Raw genomic sequence first — 12,646 nt, forward strand, 5'->3', positions numbered from 1 at the left:
GGCGTGGCCTCCAGGTCCTGGTTGAAGTGCTGCAACTGGCCGATGTCGAGGAAGTCGAAGGCCAGGTTCGCGGGCGCGACGGCCGCGATCGCCTTGGCCAGTTTGCGGCTGAACGATTCCTTGCGGAGGCTGCCGACGACGACGGCGATCTTGCGGGTCTGGGCCATGGTGGGGCTCCTGGAATGAGTGGCGGACCCACAGATGGACCCGCGCCCGTTCGTTGATAATCGTCGCTGTTCGGATAAGTATATTTCCGAAAAGGCAGCAATCCGCATGGACCGCTTCGACGAGATCAACGCCTTCGCCGCCGTGGCGGATGCCCGCAGCTTCACGCAGGGCGCGCGCCGCCTGGGCGTGTCCAGCGCGCAGGTCTCCAAGCTGGTGGCCCGCCTGGAGAACCGGCTGGGGGCGCGGCTCTTGAACCGCACCACCCGCGACGTCTCGCTGACCGACACCGGCCGCGCTTACCTGGAGCGGGCGCGCGATCTGCTGGCGGAGTTCGACGCCCTGGAGAGCTCGGTGCGCGAGCAGGACGGGCCGCGCGGGCTGCTGCGGATCTCCGCCCCGGTGGTGTTCGGCGCCAAGCAGCTCGATCCGGCGCTGCTCGATTTCGCGCAGGCCTATCCGGAGGTCGCCCTCGAGGTCGCCTATTCCGACCGGTTCGTGAACCTGGTGGACGAGGGCTTCGACGTCGGCGTGCGGATCGGACGGCTGACGGATTCTTCGCTGATCGCGCGCAAGCTCTCGCCGGTCAGCCTGGTGGCCTGCGCCTCGCCGGCTTACCTGCAGCGGCACGGGATTCCGCAGTCCCCGGCCGACCTCGCCGATCACGAGGCGATCATCGACCTGAACGCCCAGGATCCGTTCGTCTGGAATTTCGGCGAGGGCGGGGAATGCCGCGAGGTGCGGGTGCACGGACGGCTGCGCTTCACGGGCGGCGAGGCCTGCCTTGCGGCCGCCGAGCGGGGCCTGGGCGTCGCCCGCACGCCCGACTTCATCGCCGCCGACCGCCTGCGAAGCGGCAGGCTCACGCCCCTGCTGTGCGGCTACGAGCCGGAGGTCTCGAACGTCCACGCCGTCTACCCGGCGGGCAAGCACCTCGCGCCGAAGGTCCGCGCCTTCGTCGATTTCCTCGTGGACCGGTTCTCCGGCGAGCCGGCCCGGCGGAAGGGATGGGCCGAGGCGGCTTCGCGGTTGCCAGCGGCGTGAGGCGCGGCCAGGGTCGCCGCCATGCCTGCCCGCAACAGCTCACCGGCCCGGGACGACCTCGTCGGCTACGCCCGCAAGCTGCTGATCACCGTCGTCGTCGTGGCCCTGGCCCTGATCGTCTTCCGCTGGCTGCAGGTCCTGCTGCTGGGCTTCGGCGCAGCCTTGATCGCCGTCCTGCTCCGTTCGCTCGCCAATCCGATCCGCAGGCGCACGCCGCTCGACGCCGCCTGGTCGCTCGGCGTGGCGGTGCTCTTCGTCGTGCTGCTGGTGGCGCTGATCGGCTGGTTCGTGGGCGCCCAGGTGGCCGCGCAGTTCGACCAGCTCGAGGAGATGCTGCCCAAGGCCTGGAGCGCCGCCCAATCGGGCCTCAATTCGTTCGAGGCGGGCCGCTGGGTTCTCGACAAGCTGCAGGAGGCGCGCTCCGACCACAGCGTGGCGTCCAGTCTCGGCGTCGTCGCCGGCCGGCTCGGCCGCATCACGCGGGTGAGCGTGGGAGTCGTGGCCGATCTCGTGCTGGTGATCATCGCGGGCGTCTACTTCGCCGCCCAGCCGACCCTCTACCGCAACGGGTTGCTGCAGCTCGTCCCGGAAGGCGCGCGCGGGCGCGTCGAGAACGCCATGGACGAAACCGCCGCCTCGCTGCGCAAATGGCTGCTGGGAACCGGGCTCGCCATGCTGGCGATGGGCGTGCTGATCGCGGTCGGCACGAGCCTCCTGGGCCTGCCGGCGCCGCTGGCGCTCGGGCTGGTGGCCGGGCTTGCCGAGTTCGTCCCGATCGTGGGGGCCATCCTGTCGGCGGTGCCGGGCCTGCTGCTCGCCGGCACGCAAGGCCCGCACGTGGTGCTCTGGACGCTCGCCTTCTACGTGGCCGCCCACCAGTTCGAGGGTCACGTGTTGATCCCGCTGATCCAGCGCCACGTGGTCTCGGTGCCGCCGGCGCTGACCCTGTTCTCGGTGCTGGCGTTCGGGCTGCTGTTCGGACCGCTGGGGGTGATCCTGGCGACGCCGTTGGCCGTGGTCGTGCTCGTGTTGGTGAGACGCCTCTACCTGCACGAGGAAGCCGACAACGTCGGACGTTGAGCTTCTTCGCCTAGATGCCTGACTTTGCAGCCTTTCGGCTCTCGAGGAATTCCGCCATCGCGCGCCGCGGCGCCTCGTCCCGGAAGGCGTCCTCGAAGGCGTCGATCCCGGCCTGGATGGCGGCCGTCATCGGCAGCTCCTCCCAGCGCTGCATCAGCGCCTTCTGCAGCCGCACGGCCCGGGGCTCAGGCTCGAGCAGCGCTGTGATCAGGGCGTCGATCGCGAGATCCAGCTCCTCGGCCGGATAGACCCCCTCAACAAGGCCCCAGCGCAAGGCGTCCTCGGCCGAGAAGGTCTCGCCGGTCATCAGCATCCAGCGCGTCCGGCCCCAGCCGACCAGGCTCGGCAGGAGCGCGGCTTCGACCACCGATGGCAGCCCCAGCTTCACCTCCGGCATGCCGAGCAGCGCGCGGTCCGAGGCGAGGCGCAGGTCGCAGGCGGCGGCGATCTCCAGCCCGGCCCCCAGGCAGTAGCCGTTGATCCGCGCCACCACCGGGGCCGGCAGGTCGCGGATCGCCTGGCAGCAGCCGTGCACCTTCTCGATGAAGGCCCGTGCCTCGGCCGGGGAGGCGAGCGCCGCCATCTGCTCGATGTCGGCCCCGCCGATGAAGGCTTTGTCGCCCGCCCCGGTGAGCACGGCGCAGCGCAGATCCGGCTCGGCCGCCAGACTGCGGAACGCGCCGATCAGCGCGTCCATGGCCTCGCGCGGCAGGCTGTTGAGCTTCGCGGGCCGGTCGATGACGACCGTGGCGACGCGGCCGCGCGGGCGGTCCTCGATATGGATCCTGACGTAAGAGATCATTGTTCAGTTGACGCTTTGGTGCTCTGCTAGAGGGGCCCAGGGAGGACGCAGAACATGGCCGACGGCAATATCACGAAGGACATCCTCTACGACGCGGTGGCGCCGGACGACTTCGAGGCGATGCTGGAGCTGGACCGCTACGGCGCCCGCTCGACGGCATTCGACAAGATCATCTCGGCCACCCACGACCATTTCTGGGACCCGCTGGACCCCAAGTACATCGATTTCTCCGCGCCCTGGGACATGGAGCACGAGGCGCTCCTGCCCGACGACCAGGTGATGAGCCTGCAGGTGCCCTACGTCCGCGAGCACCTCGAGCGCACCGGCCAGAAGGTGAAGTTCATCAACGAGATGTCGCTGTGGAACTTCTCCTCGATCCTGCACGGCGAGCAGGGGGCGCTGAACCTCTCCGCCAGCCTCTGTCACGTGCTGAAGGACCAGGGGGCGCAGGAATACGCGGCGAACCAGACCCGCGAGGAGGCCCGCCACGTCACCGCCTTCGCGCGCTACATCAAGGCGCGCTGGGGACGCCCGCGGCCCTGCGGGGCCACCCTGCAGGCGCTGCTGGTGGACATCATCCACGCGCCCGAGGTCTACAAGAAGATCATCGGCATGCAGATGCTGGTCGAGGGGCTGGCCATGGGCGCCTTCGCCACCGGCTACCAGACCAACCGCGATCCGTTGGCCCGCAAGCTGTTCCAGCTGGTGATGACCGACGAGGCCTTCCACCACAAGTTCGGGAAGATCTGGGCCGACCGGACGATCCCGAAGATGACCCAGGACGAGCGCGACACCGTCGAGGACTGGGCGGCGCACTGCTTCCAGTCCCTGCTTTTCAACCTCGGTTCGCCCGTGCAGCAGGCGCAGGTCTACCGCGACTTCGGACTCGATCCGGAGAAGGTGATCGAGGGCATCCGCGAGTTCATCCAGAACGACGACGCCCGCCGCGAACGCCTGAAGAGCCAGACCAACATCTTCCGCGTGCTGATCAAGACGCTGCACAACGCCGGCCTGATCACCGCGCGCACCCGCGGCTTCTATGCGACCTACGTCGACATGGACGAGCTGAAGGCCGAGGGCGAGAAGATGGTCGGCGACGACATCGCCGAGGCCGGGATCGCCTATCTGCAGGAGATCAACTTCAAGGACCGCGCCAGGCCGGTGAGCATCGCCGCGGAGTAGGGCGCCCCTGACGGAGTAGGAGAAGCCCGTCGCTTGCGGCGGGCTTTTCTTTGCGCGCTCGCCGCTGTGCCGCGCAAGCCACAGCTCCTGTTCGGCGCGTTCCGAGCATGTTGTGCCATTCGGCGAACGCCGTTAAGCGTGGCGCGCCTACAGAAGGTTCGGACCGATGACGGGTCACTTTGGCCAGGTGGAGAATATGGGGGCGCCGCTTTGCGGCCACGCCTCGCGCCTCCGCCTCGCCCGCCCGCCAGCCCCGATTTCCGAGCCCTCCGATGTCCTCCGCCGTCTCCGTCCAGCAACTCACCAAGCGCTACAGCTTCTCTAGGCCGGGCAAGGGGCTTGCGGGCGCGTTTGCGCCCGAGCGGGTGACCATCGAGGCGGTCTCCGACATTTCCTTCGAAATCGCCGCCGGCGAGCGGGTGGCGATCATCGGCCCCAACGGCGCGGGGAAATCGACGACGCTCAAGATGCTCTGCGGCATCCTGGAGCCCACGGCGGGCGAGGCGCGGGTGCTGGGCCTGGTCCCCTGGCGGGAGCGCAAGGCGCTCGCCTACCGGATCGGCGTGGTGTTCGGCCAGCGGTCCCAGCTCTGGGGCGAGCTGCCGGCCCGCGAATCTTTCGCCCTGCTGCGGCGGGTCTACGACCAGGACGCGGCGGTCTTCGCGCGGCGGCTGGGCGAGCTCTCCGAGCGCTTCGGCCTCGGCGAGCTGATGGACCAGCCGGTGCACCGGCTGTCGCTCGGCCAGCGCATGCGCTGCGAGATCACCGCCAGCCTGCTGCACGGGCCATCCTTGCTGTTCCTGGACGAGCCCACCATCGGCCTGGACGTCACCGCCAAGGCGGCGATCCGCGATTTCATCCGCGAGCATGCGCGCGACCATCAGGAGACCGTGCTGCTGACCTCCCACGACACCCGCGACATCGAGCTGGTCTGCGATCGCGTGATCGTCGTGGACGAGGGCCGGATCGTGGTGGACCAGCCGACGGATCAGCTCCGCCGGACGTTCCTCGCCCGCAAGCTGATCATCCTGCGCTCGCAGGCGCCCAGCCTGACGATCGAGATGGCCGGCGTCGCGGCCCGCCCTTCCGAGCCGCACACCACCGTGCTCGAGGTCGACACGCGGGCGGCGCGCATCGACCAGGTGATCGCCAAGGCGCTGGCGCTCGGCGGCATCGACGACATCACCATCGAAGACCCGCCCATGGAGGAGGTGGTCCATGAGATCTACGCCGCCGCCCGCCGTCGCTGAGCGCGGGCCGCTCGCCGCGGCCGCCGAGGCCTTCCGCCTGGGCGCGGCCCAGACGCTGGCCGGCTGGCCGGTGCTGATCGGCCGTTGCCTGTTCTACGTTCTGCTGATGGTCGTGCTCTCGGGACTTTGGGACAAGGTCGCAGCCGAGCGCGTCGCGGATCTGGCCCGGCAGGCGCCGGTCGGCTCCTTCGTGCTCTACGTCGGCGCGACCGAGTGGATCACGCTTTCGATCCCAGCCCTGCACCTGAAGTTCGAGGACGACATCCGCGGCGGCGCGCTGGACGTGCACCTGCTGCGGCCCAAGCCCTATCTGCTGCAGACCATCTCCCAGTGCTGCGGCTGGGCGTTCGTGCGGATGCTGGCGCTCGGGGCGACCGGGCTCGCGTTGCTGACGGTCTCGGGGCGCGCCTGGCCGTCGCCCGAGAGCCTCGCCTTCATGGGCGTCCTCGGCGCGCTGGGCGCAGTGACCGGCGTGCTGCTCTATGCGCTGGCGGGGCTGGGCGCGTTCTGGGCCCGGCGCGTGCTGCCGTTCCAGCTCATCGTGCAGAAGCTGATGTTCGTCCTGGGCGGGCTGTTCGCGCCGATCACCCTCTATCCGCCGGTCCTGCGCCGCGTCGGCGAGGCTTCCCCGTTTGCGGCCCACCTCTACTGGGCCGGCGTGCAGGCGATCCGGCCATCGCTCTCGCTGTTCCTGACCGGCCTCGCCTGGCAGGCGCTCTGGCTCATCCTCTTGTCGCTGGGCTGCGTCGGCCTGTGGCGCGCCGGCGTGGCCAAGGTGCTGCGGGAGGGCATCGGATGACCGGCGAAATCCGCCTGTTCGCGATCCAGTCGGCGGCCGCCGTGCGCACCTCGATGGCCGACCGGGCGAACTTCCTCTGGCAGGCCGGCGGGATGTTCGTGAACGACGTCTTCATGCTGGCGCTCTGGGCGCTGTTCTTCGCCGGCTTCCGCAGCGTCGGCGGCTGGCGGCTGGCCGACATGGCGCTGCTCTACGGGCTGATCATGACGATCGTCGGCGCCGCCGGCGTGTTCCTGGGCGGTTACCGCGACCTCGCGGCCACCCTGCTCAAGGGTGAACTCGACGCGCTGCTCACCCAGCCGCGCGGCCTGGTCTTCCGGCTGCTGACCCGCGAGAGCATCGCCTCGGGCTGGGGCGACCTCGTCGGCGGACTGATCGTGCTCGCCGCCTTCGCAGGCCTCGGCTGGCGCGACCTGCCGCTGCTGGTGATCGGCGCGGCGGTCGGGCTCGCCGTCTACGTCAGCGCCTCGGTGATCTTCGCGGCCATGGCCTTCTGGGCCGCGGGCGCGCGGAGCTTCGCCCGTGACCTCACGGACTTCACGATCCTGTTCTCCAGCAATCCGCCCTCGATCTACCACGGCGCGGCCAAGCTCGTGGCCTTCACCCTGCTGCCGGCCGGCTTCGTGGTGGTCACGCCGGTCGGGCTGATCCGCCATCCGAGCGCGACGGCCCTGGCGCTGAGCGTCGGCGCGGCGGGGCTTTACGCCGCCCTCGCGGCCGCAGCCTTCCACCTCGGCCTCAGGCGCTACCGAACGGGACAGTCGCCCACGCTCGGCGGGGCTTAGGCGGCGTCCGCCGCATCTCGGAGCTGGTCGAGCATCAGGCGCAAAGCCGCCTCCATCGCGCCGATGCGCACCTCGCCCCGGCCCACGTCGCCCAGGTGGAGCACGCGATGGCGGGTGGGCTTGCCGCGGGCGGCGCAGGCGAGGTGGACGAGGCCCGCCGGCTGGTCGGGCGCGCCATCCGTGAACCCGGTGATCGAGGCCGCGAGATGGCCGTTCGAGTGGGCCAGCGCGCCCTCGGCCATGGCGCGCGCGCAGGCTTTGGAGACCGCGCCGTCGCGCTCGAGCACCGCCCTCGGCACCCCCAGCAGCTCGTGCTTGGCCGCATGGGTGTAGGTCACGAAGCCCCGCTCGAAGGCGTGGCTCATGCCCGGCACGTCGGTCAGCAGCGAGGCCAGCAGGCCTCCGGTGCAGCTCTCAGCCGTCACCAGCATCAGCTTGCGATCGCAGGCGTGGCGAAGGACCGTCTTGGCCAGACGGTCCAACGCGTCAGGGATGGCGGGCTCGAGGGTTTCGGCCACGTCGGACGGGTCAGTGCATGCCGCGTCCGCGGCCGTCGCCCTTCATCTCGGCCTTGAGCTCGCTGGTGCGCTGCTGGAGTTGCTCGCCGATGCGCTTCAGGTCCATGTCGGACTTCCTGATCTTCGGGAACAGCTCGGTCTCCTCTTCCTTCACGTGATGCTCGATCTGCTCCTGCAGAACCTGCATCCGCGCAGCGAACATCTCGTCGGCCTGGTCGGTCCCCTCGATCTGTGCGATCAGCTCCTTGGCGGCGCGGTGTTCGACCAGGGATTCATCGACCAGTTCTGGGTCGTTGATCTCGTCGTGCGCTTGCGGATAGAGCAGTTCCTCCTCGATCTGCGTGTGGACCTTGAGCTCCATGCAGATCTGCCGGCAAAGGTTCGCCTGCCGGTCGCCCTTGGCCTTGGTGAACAGGCCGAACAGCTTCTCCACTTCCCGATGCTGCGCCTTCAGGACCGCGATCGCGTCCTTGGAGCGCGTCGAGCCGGCCTTCTTCGCGGTGGTCGACTTGCGGGCCGAAGAGCTCTTGGTGGTGCTGGTATGCGATGCGGTCGCCATGATCGCCTCTCTCCTTGCGGGTTGCGCTTGCCCTGAACCCTCGCGCGAACGCTCGGTTCCGCCTTGATTTCCACGCTGATCCCGGCTGGTTAGGGCCATGACCGGGGGCGCAAAGGTGACCGTGGCGGGCGCAGGCGCGCTCGGCCTCTGCACGGCGCTGGCGCTGGCCGATTCCGGCTGCCGCGTGGAAGTCGCCGACCCCGATCCGCGCGCCAACGCCTCGGCCGTGGCCGCCGGCATGCTGGCGCCGGTCTTCGAGGCCGTGCTGGACCCCGAGGTCGCGCCCGCCTTCGACCTCCTCATCGCCGCCAGGGACCTCTGGCCCGGTCTGGAGGCGCGTGCGGGCGTCCGCCTCGACCGATCCGGCGCCATGGCCGTGGGCGACGAGACCTGGCTCGCGGGGGTCCAGGCGTCGCTGGTCCGGCTGGGGCTGCACGGCATCGACCTGCCGCGCCGGACCGCCGGGGATCTGGCGCCGGGCCTTGCGCCGGACGCCCGGCATGCGCTGCTGGTGCGGGAGGACTGGCGGCTCGAGCCGCGCCAGGCCCTGGCGGCGCTTCGCGCCTCGGCTGAAGCCGCAGGGGTGGCCTTCCGCGGCGAGGCGGTCCGCGACCTCGGCGGGGCCGACTGGCTCGTGGTCGCCACCGGGGCCGGGCAGGCGCTGGCGGACCTTGCGCCCGAGATCGCCATGCTCGCCCCGATCAAGGGCCAGATCCTGCGCTACTCGGAGGTTCGCCGCGCCGGCGTCAGCGTGCGCGGGGACGGCGTCTACGCAACGCCCTCGTCCGAGGGGCTGGCGATCGGCGCCACGATGGAGCCGGGCGCGAGCGACAGCGCGCCCGACCGGAAAGCGCTGCAGCCCTTGGTCACCCGCGCCGCGGCCTTGTTCCCGGCGCTCGCGGGCGCGAAATTCGCAGTCTCGGCCGGGGTCCGGGCCGCCACGGCCGACGCTCTGCCGCTGGTTGGGCTCTCGGCGAACGCCAAGGTGATCCTCGCCGTCGGCGCACGGCGCAATGGCTGGCTGCTGGCGCCGCTCGTGGCGCAAGTCGTGGCCGCTTGCGTGAGCGGGCGCGACGCGGGGATGGCCGCGCGCCGCTTCGATCCGGCGCGCTTCGCGGAGGGGTTCGGATGAACGGCTTCTGGCTCAGCGGCGAGCAGCAGGCGATCCGCGACGCCGTGCTCAAGCTTTGCGCGCGCTTCGACGCCGACTACTGGCGGCGCACCGACGAGAGCGGCGAGTTCCCGGAAGCGTTCGTCTCGGCTATGGGCGAGGCGGGCTGGCTCGGCGCGGCTATGCCCGTGGAGCTCGGCGGTTCCGGGCTCGGGCTCACCGAAGCGGCCGTCGTCATGCAGGCGGTGACCGAGAGCGGGGCCGGATTCTCCGGCGCGAGCGCGCTGCATCTCAACATCTTCGGCCCGATGCCGCTGGCCCGCTTCGGGACCGAGGAACAGAAGCAGCGGCTGATCCCGCGCCTGATCTCCGGCGAAGACCGGATGTGCTTCGGCGTCACCGAGCCTGATGCCGGCCTCGACACCACCAGCCTCAAGACCAGGGCGGTCCGCAGCAACGACGGCTACGTGATCTCGGGCCGGAAGCTGTGGACGACCATGGCGCAGCGGGCGACCAAGATGCTGATCGTGGCGCGCACCACGCCGAAGGCCGACGTCAAGCGCTCCACCGACGGCATCAGCCTGTTCTACGTGGACTTCGACCGCGCCAGGATCCAGGCCACGCCGATTCCCAAGATGGGCCGCAAAGCCGTTGAATCGAATGCGGTCTTCATCGACGATCTGCATGTGCCGGCCGACGCCCTGGTGGGCGAGGAGGGCAGGGGCTTCTACTACCTCCTGGAGGGGCTCAATCCCGAGCGGGTGCTGGTCGGGGCCGAGGCCGTGGGGCTCGGCCGCGCCGCGCTCAAGAAGGCGGCCGCCTACGCCAAGGAGCGCGTGGTGTTCGGCCGTCCGATCGGCCAGAACCAGGGGATCGCCCACCCGCTCGCCCGCGCCTGGGCCGAGCTGGAGGCCGCCAACCTGATGGCCTTCAAGGCGGCCGCGCTCTACGACGCGGGCCTGGAGTGCGGCGCGGAGGCGAACGCCGCCAAGTACCTGGGCGGGGAGGCGGGTTTCCGCGCCTGCGAGACGGCGGTGCTGACCCACGGCGGCATGGGCTATGCGAAGGAGTTCGACGTGGAGCGCTACTTCCGCGAGGCGATGATCGCCCGCATCGCCCCGGTCAGCCGCGAGATGATCTTCAACTTCATCGCCGAGCGGGTGCTGGGCCTGCCGAAGAGCTACTGACCCTCACCTCAGCCGAAGCAGATCGGGATGACCGCGGTCGCGCCGTCCACTGGGCGGGCGTCGAGGGCGCCCATCGCAGGAACATGGTTAGCGGCGCATTAACCATGACGGCCGCCTCCTCGGGGCCATGGCGATTCAGGGCATCCGGGGAGTCGTGGAGGCGGCGATCGCGCGCGCCTCCAAGGCGACGGGCGTCGACTTCTCGTTCCTGATGCGCACCGCGGGACGCGAGAGCGGCATGAATCCCGCCGCCAAGTCCGCCGCCTCCTCCGCCGCCGGCCTGTTCCAGTTCGTGGAACAGACCTGGCTCTCCACCCTCAAGCAGCACGGCGCCAAGTACGGCTACGCCCGCTACGCCGAGCTGATCAGCAAGGGCGCGGACGGGCGTTATCACGTGAACGGCGGCGAGGCCCGCAAGGCGGTGATGGACCTCAGGCTCGACCCGCACGCCGCCTCGCTGATGGCCGGCGAGCTCGCCTCCGACCATGCGGCCTATCTGAGGGGCCGGGTGGGCCGCGCGCCCACGGCCGGCGAGCTCTACGCGGCGCACTTCCTGGGCCCGCAGGGCTCGGCCAAGCTGATCGAAGCCGCCCAGGCCACGCCCGCGGCCTCGGCCGCCCACCTGTTCCCCGACGCCGCGCGGGCCAACAAGGCGATCTTCTTCCGCGATGGACGGCCGATGTCGGTCGCCCAGGTCTATGAAGCCCTGACCCGCGCGGCCGGGCCGGGCGAGGCGATCGAGCCCGAAGCGGCGCCCAGCGAAGACGCCGGCTTCCTGCAGTACGCCTCGGCGCGGCGCGAGGACCGCCTGCACGCCCAGGACGCGCTGGTCGCCATGATCTTGCGCGGCTCGCAGCCGGCGGACGAGGTGGGCGTCGGCACCCGGCTCACCGGCTCGCTGTTCACCACCGAGATGCTCAAGCTGCTCTCCGACGCGCGTGGCGAGAGCTAGCCGCTAGGCCGCGGCCCCGGCCGCGTACATCGCCTCGATCGCCTCGGCGGAATAGCCGAGCTCGGCCAGCACCTGGCGGGTGTGCTCGCCGAGCGTCGGCGAGCGCGGCCGGACCGCGACGTCCGCGCCGGGAAAGCGCATCGGCGTGGCGGGCGACGGATAGGCGCCGCCCTCGCCGTCCTCCACCTGGACCAGTGCGGTGGCGGCCACCTGCGGGTCGGCGGCGACGTCGGCGGGGGTCTGCAGCGGCGACCAGACCATGTCGGCCTCGTCGAAGCGGCGGGCGATCTCCTCGAAGGGGAGCTCCGCGAAGGCGCGGTCCAGCTCGGCGATCAGCGCCGGCGAATTGGCGCGGCGGGCCTTGCCGGTCTTGAAGCGCTCGTCCTCGACAAGGTCCTCGCGGCCGAGGATCCGGCAGAGCTCGATCCAATCGCGGCTGGAGCCGCCGCCCCGCGGATTGACCAGGAACCAGCGCCCCTCGGCGCTCTTGAAGACGTTGCCGATCGGGTTGATCGACTGGTCGCGGGTGCGCATCGAGGCGACCCGGCCGAACTTCAGTTGCACGGCCAGATCCGAGCCCATGGTGTAGACGCCGCTGCCGAGCAGGGAGGTGGCGACCAGCCGGCCGTGGCCCGTGCGCTCGCGCTCGAAGAGCCCGGCCATGATCGCCGCCACGGTGGCGAGCGCGGTGATATGGTCTCCGAACCCGGAGCGGATCATGAACGGGTCCATGCCTTTCGGCACGGTCATCGCGCCGACGCCGGAGCGGGCCCAGAAGGCGGTGACGTCGAAGCCCGGCTTGTGCGCGTCGGGACCGTCCAGGCCATAGCCGGTGACGATGGAATAGACGAGCCGCGGATTCGCCTGCCTGAGGCTGTCGTAGTCCAGGCCCGCGCGCTTCAGCGCGGCGGGGCGGACATTGGTGATGAACACATCGGCGTCGGCGGCCAGCCTGGCCAGGGCGTCGCGGCCCTCGGGCTTGGAGATGTCCAGCACGATGGCGCGCTTGCCGCGGTTGTCGAGGTCGAAGGTGGGATTGCCCTTCAGCTCGCTCTTCACGTCGGCGAAGGCGGCGCGCATAGCGTCGCCCCCCGAGCGCTCCACCTTGATCACGTCCGCGCCCCAGTCGCCCAGCATGCAGGCGGCCGCAGGGGCGGCGATGTACGAGGCGAACTCGACGACCTTGACCCCTCTCAGCAGCACGCGCGTCCC

At 70.5% G+C, this 12,646-nt stretch carries 14 protein-coding genes; 9 read left to right on the plus strand and 5 right to left on the minus strand.

Features of this window, described 5'->3' with window-relative positions; genetic code table 11:
• Positions 1-275: NAD(P)H-dependent oxidoreductase (locus VLI41_RS16850; RefSeq protein ID WP_414692580.1), on the minus strand; the 275-nt coding region annotated here is incomplete at its 3' end.
• Between VLI41_RS16850 and VLI41_RS16595 the strand changes: the two genes are divergently transcribed.
• Together VLI41_RS16595 and VLI41_RS16600 are read left to right on the plus strand one after the other, a co-directional pair.
• Positions 274-1,209 carry a LysR family transcriptional regulator gene (locus tag VLI41_RS16595; RefSeq protein ID WP_325269200.1) on the plus strand — a complete coding sequence of 312 codons (936 nt, stop codon included), beginning with the start codon at positions 274-276 and terminating at the stop codon, positions 1,207-1,209. The two genes, VLI41_RS16850 and VLI41_RS16595, sit on opposite strands and share 2 nt — an antisense overlap.
• Positions 1,210-1,230: 21 nt before the next feature.
• On the plus strand, positions 1,231-2,289 hold the full coding sequence (locus VLI41_RS16600; RefSeq protein ID WP_325269201.1) for an AI-2E family transporter: 1,059 nt from the start codon (positions 1,231-1,233) through the stop codon (positions 2,287-2,289).
• Positions 2,290-2,299: 10 nt separating this feature from the next.
• On the opposite strand, the gene VLI41_RS16605 is transcribed toward VLI41_RS16600, so the two are convergent.
• Positions 2,300-3,091: an enoyl-CoA hydratase gene (locus tag VLI41_RS16605; RefSeq protein ID WP_325269202.1), complete on the minus strand. Its 792-nt coding sequence runs from the start codon at positions 3,089-3,091 to the stop codon at positions 2,300-2,302.
• A gap of 54 nt (positions 3,092-3,145) precedes the next feature.
• Between VLI41_RS16605 and VLI41_RS16610 the strand changes: the two genes are divergently transcribed.
• The 4 genes from VLI41_RS16610 to VLI41_RS16625 all read left to right on the plus strand — a co-directional run bounded on the left by VLI41_RS16610 (position 3,146) and on the right by VLI41_RS16625 (position 7,107).
• Positions 3,146-4,273 (plus strand): ferritin-like domain-containing protein, encoded by a 1,128-nt coding sequence (locus VLI41_RS16610; RefSeq protein WP_325269203.1) that lies wholly within the window; start codon positions 3,146-3,148, stop codon positions 4,271-4,273.
• A gap of 272 nt (positions 4,274-4,545) precedes the next feature.
• Positions 4,546-5,523 carry an ABC transporter ATP-binding protein gene (locus VLI41_RS16615; RefSeq protein WP_325269204.1) on the plus strand — a complete coding sequence of 326 codons (978 nt, stop codon included), beginning with the start codon at positions 4,546-4,548 and terminating at the stop codon, positions 5,521-5,523.
• Entirely contained in the window at positions 5,492-6,322 is an 831-nt protein-coding gene (locus VLI41_RS16620; RefSeq protein WP_325269205.1) for an ABC-2 family transporter protein, read from the plus strand. The genes VLI41_RS16615 and VLI41_RS16620 overlap by 32 nt, the downstream gene beginning before the upstream one ends.
• Entirely contained in the window at positions 6,319-7,107 is a 789-nt protein-coding gene (locus VLI41_RS16625) for an ABC-2 family transporter protein (protein ID WP_325269206.1), read from the plus strand. Before VLI41_RS16620 ends, VLI41_RS16625 begins: the two co-directional genes overlap by 4 nt.
• Here VLI41_RS16625 and VLI41_RS16630 read toward each other — a convergent pair.
• The gene (locus VLI41_RS16630; RefSeq protein WP_325269207.1) at positions 7,104-7,625 is read right to left on the minus strand and encodes a CinA family protein; all 522 of its coding nucleotides are present in this window, start codon (positions 7,623-7,625) and stop codon (positions 7,104-7,106) included. The two genes, VLI41_RS16625 and VLI41_RS16630, sit on opposite strands and share 4 nt — an antisense overlap.
• A gap of 10 nt (positions 7,626-7,635) precedes the next feature.
• Positions 7,636-8,184: a hemerythrin domain-containing protein gene (locus VLI41_RS16635; protein WP_325269208.1), complete on the minus strand. Its 549-nt coding sequence runs from the start codon at positions 8,182-8,184 to the stop codon at positions 7,636-7,638.
• Between the two features lie 97 nt (positions 8,185-8,281).
• Here VLI41_RS16635 and VLI41_RS16640 point away from each other — a divergent pair, with 97 nt between their 5' ends.
• The 3 genes from VLI41_RS16640 (at position 8,282) to VLI41_RS16650 (ending at position 11,434) form a co-directional block, all read left to right on the plus strand.
• Positions 8,282-9,316, plus strand: a complete 1,035-nt coding sequence (locus VLI41_RS16640; RefSeq protein ID WP_325269209.1) for an NAD(P)/FAD-dependent oxidoreductase — start codon at positions 8,282-8,284, stop codon at positions 9,314-9,316.
• Complete coding sequence (locus tag VLI41_RS16645) at positions 9,313-10,482, plus strand: acyl-CoA dehydrogenase family protein (RefSeq protein ID WP_325269210.1); 1,170 nt, start codon at positions 9,313-9,315, stop codon at positions 10,480-10,482. Before VLI41_RS16640 ends, VLI41_RS16645 begins: the two co-directional genes overlap by 4 nt.
• 127 nt (positions 10,483-10,609) lie before the next feature.
• Complete coding sequence (locus VLI41_RS16650) at positions 10,610-11,434, plus strand: transglycosylase SLT domain-containing protein (RefSeq protein ID WP_325269211.1); 825 nt, start codon at positions 10,610-10,612, stop codon at positions 11,432-11,434.
• A gap of 3 nt (positions 11,435-11,437) precedes the next feature.
• Here VLI41_RS16650 and VLI41_RS16655 read toward each other — a convergent pair whose 3' ends face one another.
• The gene (locus VLI41_RS16655) at positions 11,438-12,637 is read right to left on the minus strand and encodes a CoA transferase (protein ID WP_325269212.1); all 1,200 of its coding nucleotides are present in this window, start codon (positions 12,635-12,637) and stop codon (positions 11,438-11,440) included.
• Positions 12,638-12,646 lie beyond the last annotated feature (9 nt).

It is taken from the genome of Phenylobacterium sp. (assembly GCF_035475775.1).
In the GTDB taxonomy this organism is placed as follows: domain Bacteria; phylum Pseudomonadota; class Alphaproteobacteria; order Caulobacterales; family Caulobacteraceae; genus Phenylobacterium.